Here is a 15,409-nt window from a genome sequence, read left to right on the forward strand (position 1 = left end):
TGAAGATTCCAGCACGCGCAGGCCAGAATGAAGCAATGGACTTACCCGTCATGCCGCCGGTGTCGCCGATGCTGGCCAAGTCGGTCAAGACGATCCCGCCGGACGCGTCGTACGAACCCAAGTGGGACGGCTTCCGGTCCATCTGCTTTCGGGACGGCGACGAAGTGGAGCTGGGCAGCCGCAACGAGAAGCCGATGACACGGTATTTCCCGGAACTGGTCGAGGCGGTCAAGGCCGAGCTGCCACAACGCTGCGTGATCGACGGAGAGATCGTGATCGCCACCGAGCACGGCCTGGATTTCGAAGCGCTGCAACAGCGCATCCACCCCGCCGACTCCCGTGTGCGCCTGCTGGCCGAGCAGACCCCGGCCTCGTTCATCGCGTTCGACCTGCTGGCGCTCGGCGACGACGACTACACCAGACGCCCGTTCAGCGAGCGGCGCGCGGCACTCGTCGACGCGCTGCAGGACTCGGGTTCGTCGATTCACGTCACCCCGGCCACCACCGACCAGACCACCGCGCAGCAATGGTTCGAGGAGTTCGAGGGCGCCGGACTGGACGGCGTCGTCGCCAAACCGCTGACCGTCACCTATCAGCCGGACAAGCGCGTCATGTTCAAGATCAAGCACGAGCGGACCGCAGACTGCGTGGTCGCCGGCTACCGAGTGCACAAATCCGGCAGCGACGCCATCGGGTCGCTGCTGCTCGGCCTGTACCAGGACGACGGGCAGCTCGCCTCGGTCGGCGTGATCGGCGCCTTCCCGATGGCCGAACGCAAGCGGCTGTTCGCCGAATTGCAGCCCCTGGTAACCAGCTTCGATCGGCACCCCTGGAACTGGGCGGCCCACGAAGCCGGCGAACGCACCCCGCGCAAGAACGAGTACTCACGGTGGAACGCCGGCAAGGACCTGTCGTTCGTGCCGCTGCGGCCCGAGCGGGTGGTCGAAGTGCGTTACGACCACATGGAAGGCGTGCGGTTCCGGCACACCGCGCAGTTCAACCGCTGGCGGCCCGACCGCGACCCGCGGTCCTGCACCTACGAGCAGCTCGACCAGCCGGTCACGTTCAGCCTCAGCGACATCGTGCCGGGCCTTGTTGCCGGAAACACCACCTGATCGACCGCAGGTGCGGTAGAAAGTCGGTTGCGGCGGCGTGATTCGGCGAAGGGGGCATGCATGCAGCCGTCTCGAATACCCGAACCGGCCCGGCCCGCGATACCGGCCGACATCCGGTCCCGGGTGATGCCAGCCGTGCTCGACGAGCTGGCACGCTGGGGGGTGGAGCGGTTCAGTGTCGAGGCACTCGCCGAGCGGTACCGGCTGGACACGGCGATGATCTACCACTATTGGGGCAGCCGGCAGCGTCTGATCGTCGACGCCGCCCTCGGTGACCTCGAGGTACTGCGTTCGGCGACGGACACCGGCTCGCTACGCGGCGACCTGCTCGCGCTGGCCCGCAGCGTTGCCGCACAGATCAACACCCCGATCGGCCGCACCTTCCTGCGCGCACTGGTCATGGACAGTCGCGGGCATCACGATCACGAGACGCGAATGTTGTTCTGGCAGGGTCGTTTCCATGCTGTACGTCCGGTGATCGATCGGGCACGGAAGCGCGGCGAACTGCGCGACGGGGTGAACACGCTTGCCGCAGTACAGATCGTGCTGGCGCCACTGAACATTCGCGCACTGTATTCGGAGGAACCCGTCGACGACGACTACTGCGTCGTGATCGCGGAACTGGCATGGCACGCGCTTAAGATGTCGTAGTGCTGCACGTCTGTTCACTGTTCGTCGCCCGCACGGCCGCGTTCGACGAGTACGGCGCGATCAATGCCACCTGCATTCCGATGGCGTGGTTCCAAGTCGACCAAATTCCTTTGCGGGCAAAGGTTCCGGTGGTCCTGGTGGTGCACGCCCCGGCCGGTGGCGACTACGACCCTGACCTTCATGTCGTGTGCAAAGACCCTGACGGGAAGCCGCTGGGATCCCTGCGGGCCGCGTGGCATTGGCCCGACGACGGAAAACTGCCGTCTAAGTATCGGTGCTTCACCCAGGAACTCGCGTTCGAGGTGGCGACCGAAGGCGAGTACACCATCGGCGCCTATTACGACGCGGAAGGCAAATTCGAGTTGTCCACACCGGTGCCGGTTTCGATCGTTTTGGCCGATGCGGGTTCCGTTGAAGACAACGCCGAATAAGCTGTCGCAATGCACGTAGCCGCATTGCTAGTGGCGGGCTCCGCCAACATCGATGATTCCGCGATTGATGCCACCCGCCTGCCCACGACAAGTTATGACGTCAACCAAGTTCCGTTGTGGCTGACGATCCCGTTGGTGCTGGTGGTCCACGCCGGGGCCGGTGAAGATTTTGACGCCGAACTGTTCGTCGTGTGCAAGGACCCTGCGGGGACCATCCGCGGGACCGTCCGCTCCGCCTGGCAATGGCCGGACGAACAAGACAAACGATCCAAGTACCGCTGCTTCACACCGCAGCTTTCCTTTGCGATCGAGACGACGGGCGAATACACCATCGGCGTCTACCACGACGCGGAAGCCGTTCGCCCCATTGCCACCCCGATCCCGCTGGCGATCAACCTGGCCGGTGGGCGTCCGGGTCGCAACAACGGAAATTAGACCGCCACCGTCAGCGTCGCCAGCCCCCGCAGGTTGACGTTCGGTTTGTACACCGGCTCGCCGGCCAGCCTGGCGTTCGGAAACCGGGCCGTCACCGCCGACAGCGCCGCACTGGCTTCCAACCGGGCCAGCGGGGCGCCCAGGCAGTAGTGAGCCCCGCGGCCAAAACCCAGATGCCGCAATGATTTACGATCCGGGTCGAAGAGGTCCGGTCGGTCGAACTCGGCGGGATCGCGATGCGCGGCGGCCAGCAACAGCAGCATCACATCGCCCTTGGCGACTTCGGTATCGCCAATCCGCATGTCGCCGAGCGCGATTCGGTTCAACTGTTGCACCGGGGGGTCGTAGCGCAGCGTCTCCTCGACGAGCGCCGCGGCGCGCGCGGGATCGGCACCCAGCGCGGCCCACTGCCGGCCGTCGCGCAGCATCGCCAGGATTGCATTCCCGATCAGGTTCACCGTGGTCTCGTGGCCGGCGACCAGCAGCAGCAGGCACGTCGAGACGATTTCTTCCTCGGTCAGTTGATCGCCGGACTCGTTGACCGCGACCAGCGCCGACATCAGGTCGCTGCCCGGCTGCGAGCGGCGCCGGTCGATCAGACCGCGCAGGTATTCCCGGAGAGCCGCGCCGGCATCGAGCGGATCGTCCCTGTCGTCGGCCGCGTCGCCGGTCGAGAACGGGTCCAGCGCCTTTGCCAGCACCGCCGAGGCACGGCTGAACTTCGGCTCATCCTCCAGGGGCACCCCAAGCAACCGGCAGATGACCGCGACCGGCAACGGGTAGGCGAAGTCTGCGACCACGTCGAAACTGCCCTGCTCGGCGATCCGGTCGAGCAGCCCGTTCACCAACGCGCTGATCTCGGGTTGCAACTCGCTGACCACCCGAGGGGCGAACGCCTTGCTGACCAGTTTGCGTAACCGGGTGTGGTCGGGCGGGTCGAGGAAGAGGAATCCCGGCGGGGTCTCCCGGCGCATCTCCTGGTCGGTGTCGATGAGCCGCTGCGCCGCGGTCGACTTGAGTTGGTCGCTGCTCGACAACGGGTGCCGCAGCACCTCGTCGCAATCCCGGTACCTCGAGAACAGGACGAAGTTGCCGCCGGGCAACTCGACGGGGCCCAGGTCCCGCAACTCGGCACAGATCGGATACGGGTCGGGCCGGTTTGCCTGGTCCAGCAGCCGCAACAACAACGTCTGCGAGTCGGCCTGGGTCGACGTCAAAGGCATGGTGCCCATTGTGCACGCGCGTAGCATCGGCCTGATGACGGTGCGTCGGGTATGCCGTTTGGTAATGGTCACCGTGTTCGTTGCCGCCGGGATTGCGCTGGCCCCGGCCGGCCACGCCTGCGCGTGCGGTGCCGCGGTCGCCCCGCCCGGCGCGAACGCGACGATGAATCGTGAAGTGGCGCTGATTCATTGGGACGGGACGACCGAGACGATCCTGATGCAACTCGCGATGGACGCCTCCACCGACAACGTCGCCCTGGTGGTGCCGACGCCGAGCCCGGCGACGGTCGCCGCCGCCGACAAGGCGACGTTCACCGAACTCGATCAGCTGACCGCGCCGCAGATCCAGCATCACCGGCACTGGAAACTGGGGGCGCTTGCGGGCGCCTCGCCGAGCAGCGAGGGCGCTTTGGCCGGTGCGAGGGCTCCGGACGTGCTGAGCCAGGTGCACCTCGGCCCGCTGGAGGCCACCACGCTGGCCGGCGGCGATCTGCGTGGTCTGCGAGAGTGGTTGGACGCCAACGGATATGCGGTCAAACCGGCGGTGTCGCAGGCACTGGAACCGTACGTCCGTGATGGCTGGGCATTCGTGGCGCTGCGGCTGACCAGCAGCGCGCCGATGGTGGGCGGGCTGGACCCGGTGCGATTGATCTTCCGGTCGCCGCAACTGGTCTACCCCATGCGCCTGTCGGTCGCCGCCGCGTCCCCGCAGCATGTCACCGTCTACACGTTGTCCGACCACCGCCAGCAGCGCACCGACGCCGACAGGTCGTGGCAGACCACCGAGGTCCGGTTCGCCGGAAGCGTCGCCGGTGCCGTGCATGATCCGACGCTGCTCGAACTCGTCGGCAATCACGGCGCGTTCCTGACCAAGACGTTCGTGGCCATTGCTCAAACCCCGCGCATCACTTCGGATTTCGCGTTCGGCAATGCTTCGGGCGACGATCCCTACCGGCAGGTGATCGTCGTCAACGACGACGTCGCGGTGCCGGTGGAGTTCGTGGTGCTGGGGGTGCTGCTGGTGGCGGGCTTCGGGTCGGCGCTGGCGTGGGTGATCCTGCGACGCCGGCGCTCAACTGTGCGCTGAGGGCGTTGAGCGTGAAGCTACGGCTTTGCGGGTGAACCCTGGGCGCAGATCTGCCGAAGATCCCGCCCTGAACGCACACCCAAAGCCGTCCTTTCACACTGAACGCCAACGATTCACCCGCCCACCGCCGCGCCGGAGCGCGAAGCTAGGAAAGTCCCGCCACGTCGGGATGTGAAACCAGCCGATCGAGGAACTCCCGCTGCCCTTTCAACAGCTTGCCGCGCGCCTGCGTCACCGCAAACCAGCCGACCCGATCGACCTCGGGGAACTCCCGGACCTTGCCCGAACCGCGCGGCCACTCCATTTCGAAGGTGTTGCTGCGTGCGTCGGTGACGTCCAGGTCAGCCCGGACGGCGAAGGCGGTGACCACCTTGCCGCCGGGTTGTTTGACGGCGCCCAAGTCGATCCGCGGACCGTCGGGCACCTCCAGCCCGAGCTCTTCGCCGAACTCGCGCCGCGCGGCCTGCCACGGGTCGTCCCCCTGCGCGTACTCGCCTTTCGGGATCGACCAGGCGCCGTCGTCCTTGCGGGCCCAGAACGGACCGCCCGGATGCGCGATCAGGACCTCGACCGCCCCGGCCCGCACCCGGTACAGCAGCACACCAGCGCTCAGCTTCGGCATCGGGTGTCACACTCCGGGGTCTTCAACGATGCCTGCGGGTGGCCGAGCAGCGCAGCATGAGTTCCACCCGGCTATTACACCCGAGATGCGGCGTGAGCGTAGCGGCCGTAATGCTTGACTGCCGGTATGCAACTACGCCCGGTCAACGTTCTGATCACCGTCGCCGCGCTGGGCAGCGCTGCGGTGGGCGGCCTGTTCTTCGCGTTCTCCACGTTCGTGATGCGCGGCCTGGATCGCGTCAGCGCGCCCGTCGCGATCACCGCAATCCGCGGCATAAACGCTGAGGCGCAGGCGAATACACCGTTCTTGCTGTTGTTCTTCGGGACAGCTGTCGCGGCGCTGGCGGTCGGCGTCGTCGCGGTGGTACAGCTGCGCCGATCCGGCAGCGGCTACCTCCTGGCCGGGGCGATCCTGGCCGCCGCCGCGGTCGTCGTCACAGCCGCCTTCAATGTGCCACTGAACAACCAGCTGGACAGTCTCGGCCCCACCACGGATGCCGCCCCAGCCTGGCGCGACTACGCCGGTCCGTGGACGGCGTGGAACCACGTCCGCACCGTCTGCCCGTTGCTGGGCGCGGCGTTGCTCGGCGTCGGCCTCTTCCGACGTAGTTAGGCAGACCTAACAACGTCGGCTACGCTCGCAGCGTGTCACATCAAACCGATTCTCTGACCGGCGAATCCCCGAGTGCCGGGTTCGACGCCCCGAAAAGTCTGCGCGAATACGCCTGGACCACGGTCGTCAACACCGTGCCGCCGGTGTTGGCGTACTACGGACTGCGCATCTTCGGCGTCACGCCCTACCTGGCGCTGGTCGGCGCGATCGTCGTAGCCACCCTGCAGGGCCTGTACACGCTGGTACGCAAACGCAAGGTCGAATTCGTCAACATCGCCGTGCTGGTCTGCGCCGCGGTTTCCCTGGCCGTCGCGTTCACCACCAAGAACCCGCGCATCGTCCAGGTCACCGAACTCATCCCGACCACTTTCATCGTGTGGTCGGTGGTGGTCAGCGGCGTGGCCCGGAAGCCCAGCTCGAAGATGATCACCGGCGCGATCATGCCCAGCCTCGCCGACGCGGCCCTGCCGCAACGGGGCTGGACCGAGCAGGACATCCGCGACTGGCACAGCTTGCACACCCGGCTGTGCGTGCAGCTGGGTCTGGTCTGCGCCGTGTTCCCGTTCGCCGCGGTCGCGTGCATCTTCACCCTGCCCGTCGACATCTCCCAGATCCTCATCGTCACGGTGGGCTCGGCCCTGCTCGTCGCCTGCATCACGGCAGCCACCACGTTGTTCCGCAAGTTCGTCCAGCAGCGCGACGCGGCGGCCGCCGCACGCGCCACTGCTTGACAGTGACTGCCATAACGGCATAGCTTGCCGCTGGTGACCAGACCAGCTCAATTGCGCGTCATCCAATGGGCCACCGGCGGCGTCGGCAAGGCCGCCATCGAATGCGTCCTGAACCATCCGGAGCTGGAACTGGCCGGATGCAAGGTGCACAGCGCGGCGAAGGACGGCGTGGACGTCGGGCAGATCCTGGGCATCCAGGACATCGGCGTCGCGGCGACCACCAGCATCGACGAGGTGCTCGCCGTCGAGGCCGACTGCGTGATGTACAGCCCGCTGGTTCCCAACGACGACGAGGTCATCGCGATCCTGCGTTCGGGCAAGAACGTGGTGACCCCGGTCGGCTGGGTGTATCCAGACCTGACCAACCCCCGGCACAGGGCCGTCGCCGACGCCGCAACCGAGGCCGGGGTGACGCTGCACGGTTCGGGCATCCACCCCGGCGGCATCACCGAGCGATTCCCGCTGATGGTGTCGTCGCTGTCCTCGGCGGTCACCCACGTGCGCGCCGAGGAATTCTCCGACATCCGCACCTACAACGCCCCCGATGTGGTGCGGCACATCATGGGTTTCGGCGGCAGTCCCGAGGAAGCGGTGCAGGGCCCGATGGCCGGACTGCTGGAAGCCGGCTTCAAACAGTCGGTGCGAATGATCGCCGATGTCATGGGTTTTCGTATCGATCCGGCGATCAGGACGACTCAGGACATCGCCGTCGCGACCGGCGACATCGACTACGACCCGGTTCCGATCGCACCGGGCACCGTGGCGGCGCGCCGGTTCCGCTGGCAGGCCCTGGTCGACGGGGAGCCGGTGATCACCGCCGCGGTGAATTGGCTGATGGGCGAGGAGAACCTGGACCCGGCCTGGGATTTCGGCGAGCAGGGCGAGCGCTTCGAGGTCGAGATCACCGGCGACCCCGACGTGAGCCTGACGTTCAAGGGATTGCAGCCGGAGTCGATCGCTGAAGGACTGGTCCGCAACCCGGGCATCGTGGTCACCGCCAACCATTGCGTCAATGCCATCCCCTACGTCTGTGCCGCCGAGCCCGGCATCAAGACCTATCTGGATCTGCCGCTGCTCGCCGGACGCGCAGCGGCGAAATTCGGCGGATGAGCGGTGTTCTCGGCGACGTGGCCTTCTGCCACCTCGCCGAAGGCTCGTTGCGATGACCGGCGAGTCGCTGCGGGATCGGCAGCGCGCCCAGATCCGCGCCGACATCAGGCGCGCGGCGTTCCGCTTGTTTGCCGAACGCGGCTACGACGCGGTGACGACGGAGGAAATCGCCGCCGCCGCAGGGGTTTCGCCGCGTACCTTCTTCCGTCACGTGCCGACGAAGGAGGAGTTGCTGCTGGCCCCGGTGCGCCACGGCGGCGCCGCGATCGTGAACCTGCTCGAACAACGACCCGCCGACGAGTCGCCGGATGTGGCCCTGGTCAACGCCATCACCATCCGGACCCGGTCGTTCGACCGGGCCGACTGCGACGAATGGCGGGCGGCGTTGCTGGTCGCCCCGGATCTGCTGGACAAGGTCACGCTGCACACACCGCAGGACCGGGAGCGCGCCACCAAGCTGATCGCCGAGCGCATGCGCGCCGACACCGATCGCGACATCCGGCCCGGGCTGTTGGTCGAACTCGGTTTCGCCGCAGGCGATTACGGGTTCCGGCAATGGGTGCGTACGACGTCGACTTCGCGGTCGCTCGACGAGTACGTCACCCGGTCCCTCGAAGCGGTCAAGAGTCCGCACTGGGGTTAGCGATCCGCACCGGTTTCCCGTCCAGCCACGCCATCACCGCCTCCACCGTGTCGGCGTAGAACGCGCCCAACATTTCCCGGGTGACGTACCCCAGATGGGGCGACAACGTCACGTTCGGCAGCAAGCGCAGCGGATGCCCGGCCGGCAACGGCTCGACGTCGAAGACGTCCAGACCCGCCCCCGCGATGCGGTTACCGGCCAGCGCGTCGATCAGCGCGGCCTCGTCGACCAGAGGTCCCCGAGAGGTGTTGACCAAAAACGCGTTTGGTTTCATCAGGCTCAATTCGTGCTCACCCACCACGCCCCGGGTCCGCTCCGAGAGCACCAGGTGCAGCGAAACCACGTCGGACTGCGCGAACAACGCCGCCTTCTCCACCCGGCGAACCCCGACCGCGGCAGCGACCTCCTCGGTCAAATTCTGGCTCCACGCGATGACTTCCATTCCGAACACCTGCGCGTATTCGGCCATGCGCTTGCCGACCCGCCCCAAACCCACCAAGCCAAGTGTCTTGCCGGACAGCGACATACCGACGGTGCTCTGCCAGCCGCCGTCGCGCATGCGTCGATGCTCTTCGGCCAGATTGCGGACCGTGGCGATCAGCAACCCCCAGGCCAATTCCGGGGTCGCGTCGCGCACGGCGCGGAACCGTGGATGCGCGAAATCGGTGTGGGCCACCAGAATGCCGTGCTCGGTAACGGCGGGCAGGTCCAGGTTGGGCAGATGGTGGCCGACGATGGTGATCAACTTCAGGTTCGGCAGTCGCTCGATCAGGGTGCGCGGCAATGCCATTCGCTCACGCAGCGTGCACAGTACCTCGAACGGCAGCAGCGCTTCGGCGGCCTCGGCTTCGGAGAGGTGCCGGTCGAAAACGGTGAGCTCGGCTCGGTTGCGGACCGGTGACCAATCGGCGAGATCCAGTGCAACGCCGGCGTAGTCGTCCAGGATCGCCACCCGGGGCGTGCGGTCTGCCATCAGCGTGCGGCCGCGGACGTGCGCTGGGGCCCGGCGTAATGCCGCCACGCCGCCCACGTCCGGCTGTACAGGCCGGGCACCACCTGCGGATCCGGACCGTCGATGACCACGGCGGCCCGGTCTTCGGAGTAGGCGGACCAGCCCGGCGAGCCGGAGCGGGCGAACTCGACCCAATGCTGTTGCAGCCAGTCGCTGACGGCGCGGTACTCGCGGCGCCCGCCGATCGCCAGCGCCTGAGTCCCGGCGCCCCCGAAGACCAATGGGACGTCGATGGCATGGATGGCGCCCATCCCGATCCGGCGCAGCACGGGCGGCGCGTAGTCGATGCGGTACAGATAGGTCGGAGCGTGACGAGCATGGCCGTCGGCGGCCGCGATCATCGGCCGGACGAAGAAGCAGTCGGTGGCCAGCCGCGTCAGCGCCGCGGCGCTGGGATAGTCCGGGTAGTGCGCAAGCACTGTGTCACGGGCGTCGGGGTCGGTGGCGGCGAACATGCGGTCCACCCGCGCCGGTGTCGTCGGGAACAAGTCCACGAACGGGCGCACCGGTATCCAGCCGGCGTGACCCATCTCGCTGCGCATCGAACCGGTGAGCAACGGGACGCGGTGAGCGCGCCCGGCGGCAATTGCCGTCGTCGGGTCCTCGGGCAGGAAGTCGCCGTCGACGACCGGCGCCAGCGACATCTGGCACGGCACGGCGCGCGCCGTGCGCAGCATCACCCGGATCGCGGCGCTGGTGATCGCGGCGGCGGGTGCGGTGCGCAGGACGTCAGCGGTGTCGTCTCCGCCGGCGCCGAGCGCCTCGGCCACCCGTCGTGCGGTCTCGGCGGCCTGGTCGGGCGTGCGCACCGCGTCCGGAATCGGACTCTGCGCGATCACCCGATGGAACAGCCCGCGCGCTGCGGGCACGGCGAGGTGCGTCATCACCGCGCTGGCGCCGGCGGACTGACCGCATACCGTGATGTTGTCCGGATCCCCACCGAACGCGGCGATGTTGCGCCGTACCCAGGCCAGCGCGGCGACCTGGTCGCGCAGACCGAGGTTGGCCTCGAAGTCCGGTGAGTACCGGGAGAAGTCGACGAAGCCCAAACCGCCCAGCCGGTAGTTGACCGTGACCAGCACAATGCCGAAGCGGCGCACCAGCGGCATCGGGTCGTGCACCGGCAACGCGGCACTGCCCTCGAAATAGCCGCCGCCATGGATGAACACCAGCACCGGCCGGGTCGTCGCTGCGCCGACCGGCGCGCAGACGTTGAGGGTCAGGCAGTCCTCGTGCTGGATCTGCCTCTTGATGACGCCCAGCGGCGAGCTGAACCGATGCGAGTGCGCGGCGTTGCCGAACCGGGTCGCGTCGCGCACGCCGGTCCATGGTGTGACGGGCTGGGGTGCTTTGAAGCGCAGCGGCCCGACCGGCGGAGCGGCGTACGGAAGGGAACGCCACACGGCGACATCGTCATACCGACGTCCACGGACAACGCCCGTCTCGACGAAAACCTCGGTCACCGACCCAGTGTGCCGCACGATGATGTCGCGGTTACCCGGCGTGGAGGAGCTTTGCGGCGTGCGACGTCCAGAACTGACGGCACCGTCCTTCCCGAGAGACGATCGGCTTGCTACAGCTGTAGCAACTGAGCTACGTTCGTTGCATGTCCGCCACTGTCCCCGCTCGCGAGCTGCGCAATCACACCGCCGAAATCCTGCGGCGAGTCGAGGCGGGCGAGGAGATCGAAGTATTGCGAGAGAATCGGCCCGTTGCCAAGATTGTTCCGCTACCTCGGCGGCGACCGTGGCTTCCCGCGGCCGAGGTCATCCGCGAGTTGGAGCGGCTCGGTCCCGACTCCACCGGTCTTCGCGACGAGTTGAGGGACGCGCTGACGGACACGACCGACGATCTCTCGTGGTGACGGTCCGCCGCGCGCTGGCCGACACCTCGGTGTTCGTCGGTCTGGAAGCGGCGCGGTTGGGTGCGGATCGATTCGCCGGGTACGAATGGGGCGTCTCGGTGATCACGCTCGGTGAGCTGCGTCTCGGCGTACTGCAAGCCACTGGTCCCGAAGCGTCAGCACGACGCCTCTCGACTTATCAACTGGCCCAGCGGTTTGAACCTTTGAATATCGATGAGCGGGTCTCTGAGGCCTGGGCGCTGCTGGTCTCCCGTCTCCGCGCGGCCAATCGCCGGGTCCCCGTCAACGACAGCTGGATCGCGGCGACCGCAATCGCACACAACATTCCGGTCGTCACCCAGGATCGCGATTACGCCGATATGCCCGATGTCGAGGTCATTGCGATTTGATCAGCGCGGCGCGCGCCAACGTCTGTTCGGCCATCTTCACATGCGCCGCATCGACGAGCACCCCGTTGACCCCGACCGCGCCGCGCCCGTTGGCCTCGGCTTCCCGGTAGGCATCGACATTCCTTTGCGCCAAGGCGATTTCGTCGGCGGTCGGTGCGTACACCCGGTTGGCGACGGGCACCTGGTTCGGGTGGATCGCCCACTTCCCGGTGTAGCCCATCAGCGAAGCGCGCCGGGCGTCGCGTTCGTAGCCGTCCAGATCCTGGTAGTCTGGATAAGGCGCGTCGATCGCGTCGATGCCCGCAATGCGGGCCGCCACGATCACCTTGTTACGCGCGTAAGACCAGAAATCCCCAGGATATTCGCCGAGGGGGACGAAATTGGTGTCCACCCGCGCGCCCTGGGACAACGAAAAGTCGCCAACCCCGAAGATCAACGCGTCCAGGCGCGGGCTGGCCGCCGCGATGGCCTCGGCGTTGGCCAATCCCTCGACCTCTTCGATGAGCACCTCGAGACGAATCCGCCTGTCCAGCTGCAGTTTTGCCTCCAGCTGAGTCAGCAGCACGTCGACCCACCACACGTCGCGGGCGGTGCGGGGCTTGGGGATGATGACGGTGTCGAGATTGTGGCCGGCTTTGGTCACCACCTCGATCAGGTCGTCGTGGCACCACGGTGTGTCCAGCCCGTTGATGCGGATCGCGCGGGCGGTGCGGCCCCAGTCGATGTCGTTGAGCGCCTCGATCGCCTTGGCCCGCGCCGATTCCTTGAACGCCGCCGGTACCGCATCCTCGAGGTCGAGGAACACCAGGTCGGCACCGCAGCCGGCGGCCTTCTCGAACATGTTGTCGTTGCTCGCTGGCACCGCGAGCTCCGAACGCCGAAGCAAGCCAGTCATAAATCCGCCTCTCTTACAACACGCCTCGGGCGTGCAGTTCGTGGATGTCATCGTTGCTGAGGCCGAGTAGTTCGCCGTAGACCTCGGCGTTGTGCTGCCCGAGGCCGGGTCCGAGATGCTCGACCGTCCCGGAGGCCGACGAGAACCGCGGCACCGGCGCCTGCACCGTCATCGGACCGAGCTGGTCGTCGGCGACGGAGACGAACACGTTGCGGTGGGCGAGCTGGGCATCGCCGACCAGATCGGTGATGTCGTAGACGGGCGCGGCGGCCACCTCGTGCGCTTCGAAAACCTCCATTGCCTCCGAAAGCGTCTTGGCGGCAACCCAATCCGCGACCACGGCATCGACCTCCCCGGCGCGGGCGAGTCGGCGTTGTGGATCGGAGAAGTCGACGTCGTCCACCAGGTCGTGCCTGCCGATGGCCCGGAACACCCGTAGCGCCAACGCCGGCGAGCTGCCCGACATCGCCAGCCACCGGCCGTCGACGGTCCGGTAGGTGTTGCGCGGCGCCGAAATGTCCCAACGGTTGCCGGATCGCTCCGGCACCAGACCGAGCTGGTCATACCCGAGCAGCGTCTGTTCGAGCAATCGGGCAAGCGGGTCAATGAGATTCACGTCGATCAGCTGACCAGGCCCGCCGTGCATGTCGCGGTGATACAGCGCCATCATGACCGCGTACGCGGCATTCAGCGACGCCACGCCGTCGGCCAGCATGAACGGCGGCAGGGTCGGCGGTCCGCCTTCCTGGCCGGTGATGTGGGCGAATCCGCTCATCGCCTCACCGAGCGTGCCGAATCCGGGCCGTTCGCTTTTCGGGCCGGTCAACCCGTAGCCGGTGATGTGCAGCATGACGATGCGATCGTTGACGGCCCGCAGGCTTTCGTAGTCCAGGCCCCACGTGCGCAACGTCTGCGGCCTGGTGTTGAAGATGGCGACGTCGGCGTGCTCGACCAAGCGGCGCACCAGATCCTGTCCCTCGGCGCAGCGCAAATCCAAAGTGACGCAGCGTTTGTTGCGCGAGATGGACTTCCACATCAGCCCCACACCGTCGCGCTGGTTGCCCCATGCCCGGATCGGGTCGCCCAGCCCGGGCTGCTCGACCTTGATCACCTCGGCGCCGAACTCACCCAGATAGGTCGCGACCAGTGGGGCGGCGGCCAGGGTGGCCAGGTCGAGCACCCGCAGGCCGTCAAGCATGGGCGGCGACCGGGCGTTGCAGGCCCAGATGGCCACGCAACGTCGACGACTCGTAGGCGGTGCGGAACAGCCCTCGTCGCTGCAACTGAGGCACCACCATGCGCACCACGTCCTCGAAGGCACCCGGCAGATGCGTTGCCGCCAAGACGAATCCGTCACATGCATCGGTCTCGAACCAGTCCGCCATCTGATCGGCGACCTGCTCGCCGGTGCCCACGAACCGCGGCCCCTGCAACAAGGTCGCGCGGTGACCGGCCAGGTCGCGAACGGTCACGGTGTCCTTGCCGATATGGGTGCGCAGGTTCTGCACCAGCCCGCGGATGCCCGACACCGAGGCGATGAGTTCGTCGGTGACCGGGTCGTCCAGATCGTGTTGGGCGAAGTCGTAATTCATCAGCTCCGACAACAGTGTCAGCGATGCCATGGGATGCACCAGGTCGTCGAGGAACATCGCCTCACGTTCCTTGGCATGTGACTCCGATTCGCCCACCACGGCGTAGGCCATCGGGCAGATGCGCACCGCGCCGGGATCTCGTCCGGCCTCGGCGATGCGCTGCTTCTGATCGGCATAGTGGCTGCGGGCGATGTCGATGCCGGGGTCGCCGGTGAAGATCAATTCCGCCCAGCGCGAGGCGAATTCGCGGCCGCGGCCCGACGAGCCGGCCTGGATGATGACGGGTCGCCCCTGCGGTGTGCGCGGCACGGTCAGCGGCCCGCGCGCCGAGAAGTACTGCCCCACGTGACCGAGCTCGTGCACCTTGTCCGGATCGGCGTACCGGCCCGAATCACGGTCGTGGAGGATCGCGTCGTCCTCCCAGGTGTCCCACAACCCGGTGACCACGTCCATGAATTCGTCGGCCCGGTCGTAGCGTTCGTCGTGGCCCAGGTGCGCGTCGACCCCGAAGTTGTGCGCTTCGCTGTCGTTGACCGAGGTCACCACATTCCAGGCGGCGCGACCGCCGGACAGATGGTCCAGCGAGGCGAAGGTGCGCGCGACGTGGAACGGCGGGTAGTAGGTGGTGGAGTAGGTGGCGCCGAGCCCGATGCGCGAGGTGGCCTCGGCCAGCACCCCGAGCACCACACCCAGGTCGAGCTTGACCGGACGGGCGCCGTACCTGACGGCATCTGCCACCGATCCGCCGTAGACCCCGGGCATGGCCAGCCGGTCGTCGAAGAACATCAGGTCGAAGCAGCCCTCTTCAAGCTGACGGCCGATCTTCGCGTAGTAGGCCGCGTCGAGGTAGCGGTGCTCGGTGGCTGGGTGTCGCCACGATCCGGCGTACACGGAGGTGCTGCCGGCTTGCATGAAGGCAACGAGGGCCATCTTGTCTGCTCGCATGGTTGGCGAATCTAACATCTGATATATCAGATTTCAAATGTGGTGTTTGTTA

At 67.0% G+C, this 15,409-nt stretch carries 18 protein-coding genes; 11 read left to right on the forward strand and 7 right to left on the reverse strand.

Going from position 1 to position 15,409, the window contains the following annotated elements:
* Nucleotides 1–35 precede the first annotated feature (35 nt).
* The 4 genes from AC5Y47_RS21175 to AC5Y47_RS21190 are packed head-to-tail and all read left to right on the forward strand — an operon-like array spanning nucleotide 36 to nucleotide 2,632.
* Nucleotides 36–1,115: an ATP-dependent DNA ligase gene (locus AC5Y47_RS21175; protein WP_499946213.1), complete on the forward strand. Its 1,080-nt coding sequence runs from the start codon at nucleotides 36–38 to the stop codon at nucleotides 1,113–1,115.
* Between the two features lie 60 nt (nucleotides 1,116–1,175).
* Nucleotides 1,176–1,766 carry a TetR-like C-terminal domain-containing protein gene (locus AC5Y47_RS21180; RefSeq protein WP_499946214.1) on the forward strand — a complete coding sequence of 197 codons (591 nt, stop codon included), beginning with the start codon at nucleotides 1,176–1,178 and terminating at the stop codon, nucleotides 1,764–1,766.
* Nucleotides 1,766–2,197 (forward strand): hypothetical protein, encoded by a 432-nt coding sequence (locus tag AC5Y47_RS21185; protein WP_499946215.1) that lies wholly within the window; start codon nucleotides 1,766–1,768, stop codon nucleotides 2,195–2,197. Before AC5Y47_RS21180 ends, AC5Y47_RS21185 begins: the two co-directional genes overlap by 1 nt.
* Before the next feature lie 30 nt (nucleotides 2,198–2,227).
* Nucleotides 2,228–2,632, forward strand: a complete 405-nt coding sequence (locus AC5Y47_RS21190; RefSeq protein WP_499946216.1) for a hypothetical protein — start codon at nucleotides 2,228–2,230, stop codon at nucleotides 2,630–2,632.
* Here AC5Y47_RS21190 and AC5Y47_RS21195 read toward each other — a convergent pair.
* A complete protein-coding gene (locus AC5Y47_RS21195) occupies nucleotides 2,629–3,864 on the reverse strand; it encodes a cytochrome P450 (protein WP_499946217.1) in 1,236 nt (411 codons plus the stop codon). The two genes, AC5Y47_RS21190 and AC5Y47_RS21195, sit on opposite strands and share 4 nt — an antisense overlap.
* Nucleotides 3,865–3,889: 25 nt before the next feature.
* Between AC5Y47_RS21195 and AC5Y47_RS21200 the strand changes: the two genes are divergently transcribed.
* On the forward strand, nucleotides 3,890–4,942 hold the full coding sequence (locus AC5Y47_RS21200; protein ID WP_499946218.1) for a DUF2330 domain-containing protein: 1,053 nt from the start codon (nucleotides 3,890–3,892) through the stop codon (nucleotides 4,940–4,942).
* Between the two features lie 145 nt (nucleotides 4,943–5,087).
* Here AC5Y47_RS21200 and AC5Y47_RS21205 read toward each other — a convergent pair whose 3' ends face one another.
* Nucleotides 5,088–5,564, reverse strand: coding sequence for an NUDIX hydrolase (locus tag AC5Y47_RS21205; RefSeq protein ID WP_499946219.1), 477 nt, complete (start codon nucleotides 5,562–5,564; stop codon nucleotides 5,088–5,090).
* Nucleotides 5,565–5,690: 126 nt separating this feature from the next.
* On the opposite strand from AC5Y47_RS21205, the gene AC5Y47_RS21210 reads away from it, so the two are divergent.
* The 4 genes from AC5Y47_RS21210 to AC5Y47_RS21225 are packed head-to-tail and all read left to right on the forward strand — an operon-like array spanning nucleotide 5,691 to nucleotide 8,660.
* Complete coding sequence (locus AC5Y47_RS21210) at nucleotides 5,691–6,176, forward strand: anthrone oxygenase family protein (RefSeq protein ID WP_499946220.1); 486 nt, start codon at nucleotides 5,691–5,693, stop codon at nucleotides 6,174–6,176.
* Nucleotides 6,177–6,208: 32 nt separating this feature from the next.
* Entirely contained in the window at nucleotides 6,209–6,907 is a 699-nt protein-coding gene (locus AC5Y47_RS21215; protein WP_499946221.1) for a VC0807 family protein, read from the forward strand.
* A gap of 33 nt (nucleotides 6,908–6,940) precedes the next feature.
* Nucleotides 6,941–8,017: an NAD(P)H-dependent amine dehydrogenase family protein gene (locus tag AC5Y47_RS21220; protein WP_499946222.1), complete on the forward strand. Its 1,077-nt coding sequence runs from the start codon at nucleotides 6,941–6,943 to the stop codon at nucleotides 8,015–8,017.
* A 52-nt stretch (nucleotides 8,018–8,069) separates the two neighbouring features.
* Entirely contained in the window at nucleotides 8,070–8,660 is a 591-nt protein-coding gene (locus AC5Y47_RS21225; protein ID WP_499946223.1) for a TetR/AcrR family transcriptional regulator, read from the forward strand.
* Here AC5Y47_RS21225 and AC5Y47_RS21230 read toward each other — a convergent pair.
* The gene (locus AC5Y47_RS21230; protein ID WP_499946224.1) at nucleotides 8,638–9,633 is read right to left on the reverse strand and encodes a D-2-hydroxyacid dehydrogenase family protein; all 996 of its coding nucleotides are present in this window, start codon (nucleotides 9,631–9,633) and stop codon (nucleotides 8,638–8,640) included. The genes AC5Y47_RS21225 and AC5Y47_RS21230 overlap by 23 nt on opposite strands.
* Nucleotides 9,633–11,135 carry a carboxylesterase/lipase family protein gene (locus AC5Y47_RS21235; protein ID WP_499946225.1) on the reverse strand — a complete coding sequence of 501 codons (1,503 nt, stop codon included), beginning with the start codon at nucleotides 11,133–11,135 and terminating at the stop codon, nucleotides 9,633–9,635. Before AC5Y47_RS21235 ends, AC5Y47_RS21230 begins: the two co-directional genes overlap by 1 nt.
* Before the next feature lie 143 nt (nucleotides 11,136–11,278).
* Between AC5Y47_RS21235 and AC5Y47_RS21240 the strand changes: the two genes are divergently transcribed.
* A complete protein-coding gene (locus AC5Y47_RS21240; protein ID WP_499946226.1) occupies nucleotides 11,279–11,536 on the forward strand; it encodes a type II toxin-antitoxin system Phd/YefM family antitoxin in 258 nt (85 codons plus the stop codon).
* The gene (locus tag AC5Y47_RS21245) at nucleotides 11,533–11,925 is read left to right on the forward strand and encodes a type II toxin-antitoxin system VapC family toxin (protein WP_499946227.1); all 393 of its coding nucleotides are present in this window, start codon (nucleotides 11,533–11,535) and stop codon (nucleotides 11,923–11,925) included. Before AC5Y47_RS21240 ends, AC5Y47_RS21245 begins: the two co-directional genes overlap by 4 nt.
* On the opposite strand, the gene AC5Y47_RS21250 is transcribed toward AC5Y47_RS21245, so the two are convergent.
* The 3 genes from AC5Y47_RS21250 to AC5Y47_RS21260 are packed head-to-tail and all read right to left on the reverse strand — an operon-like array spanning nucleotide 11,912 to nucleotide 15,357.
* Nucleotides 11,912–12,820: an HpcH/HpaI aldolase/citrate lyase family protein gene (locus tag AC5Y47_RS21250; RefSeq protein WP_499946228.1), complete on the reverse strand. Its 909-nt coding sequence runs from the start codon at nucleotides 12,818–12,820 to the stop codon at nucleotides 11,912–11,914. The genes AC5Y47_RS21245 and AC5Y47_RS21250 overlap by 14 nt on opposite strands.
* 13 nt (nucleotides 12,821–12,833) lie before the next feature.
* Nucleotides 12,834–14,018 carry a CaiB/BaiF CoA transferase family protein gene (locus AC5Y47_RS21255; RefSeq protein WP_499946229.1) on the reverse strand — a complete coding sequence of 395 codons (1,185 nt, stop codon included), beginning with the start codon at nucleotides 14,016–14,018 and terminating at the stop codon, nucleotides 12,834–12,836.
* A complete protein-coding gene (locus tag AC5Y47_RS21260) occupies nucleotides 14,011–15,357 on the reverse strand; it encodes an LLM class flavin-dependent oxidoreductase (protein ID WP_499946230.1) in 1,347 nt (448 codons plus the stop codon). The genes AC5Y47_RS21255 and AC5Y47_RS21260 overlap by 8 nt, the downstream gene beginning before the upstream one ends.
* Nucleotides 15,358–15,409: the final 52 nt, after the last annotated feature.

The organism is Mycobacterium sp. NGS22 (genome assembly GCF_059813095.1).

Bases quoted from the DNA above. Each gene is read 5' to 3' on its own strand.
- AC5Y47_RS21250 (WP_499946228.1), bottom strand. From the start codon at position 12,820: ATGACTGGCTTGCTTCGGCGTTCGGAGCTCGCGGTGCCAGCGAGCAAC.
- AC5Y47_RS21175 (WP_499946213.1), top strand. From the start codon at position 36: ATGGACTTACCCGTCATGCCGCCGGTGTCGCCGATGCTGGCCAAGTCG.
- AC5Y47_RS21240 (WP_499946226.1), top strand. From the start codon at position 11,279: ATGTCCGCCACTGTCCCCGCTCGCGAGCTGCGCAATCACACCGCCGAA.
- AC5Y47_RS21230 (WP_499946224.1), bottom strand. From the start codon at position 9,633: ATGGCAGACCGCACGCCCCGGGTGGCGATCCTGGACGACTACGCCGGC.
- AC5Y47_RS21205 (WP_499946219.1), bottom strand. From the start codon at position 5,564: ATGCCGAAGCTGAGCGCTGGTGTGCTGCTGTACCGGGTGCGGGCCGGG.
- AC5Y47_RS21260 (WP_499946230.1), bottom strand. From the start codon at position 15,357: ATGCGAGCAGACAAGATGGCCCTCGTTGCCTTCATGCAAGCCGGCAGC.
- AC5Y47_RS21200 (WP_499946218.1), top strand. From the start codon at position 3,890: ATGACGGTGCGTCGGGTATGCCGTTTGGTAATGGTCACCGTGTTCGTT.
- AC5Y47_RS21255 (WP_499946229.1), bottom strand. From the start codon at position 14,018: ATGCTTGACGGCCTGCGGGTGCTCGACCTGGCCACCCTGGCCGCCGCC.
- AC5Y47_RS21180 (WP_499946214.1), top strand. From the start codon at position 1,176: ATGCAGCCGTCTCGAATACCCGAACCGGCCCGGCCCGCGATACCGGCC.
- AC5Y47_RS21195 (WP_499946217.1), bottom strand. From the start codon at position 3,864: ATGGGCACCATGCCTTTGACGTCGACCCAGGCCGACTCGCAGACGTTG.
- AC5Y47_RS21210 (WP_499946220.1), top strand. From the start codon at position 5,691: ATGCAACTACGCCCGGTCAACGTTCTGATCACCGTCGCCGCGCTGGGC.
- AC5Y47_RS21225 (WP_499946223.1), top strand. From the start codon at position 8,070: ATGACCGGCGAGTCGCTGCGGGATCGGCAGCGCGCCCAGATCCGCGCC.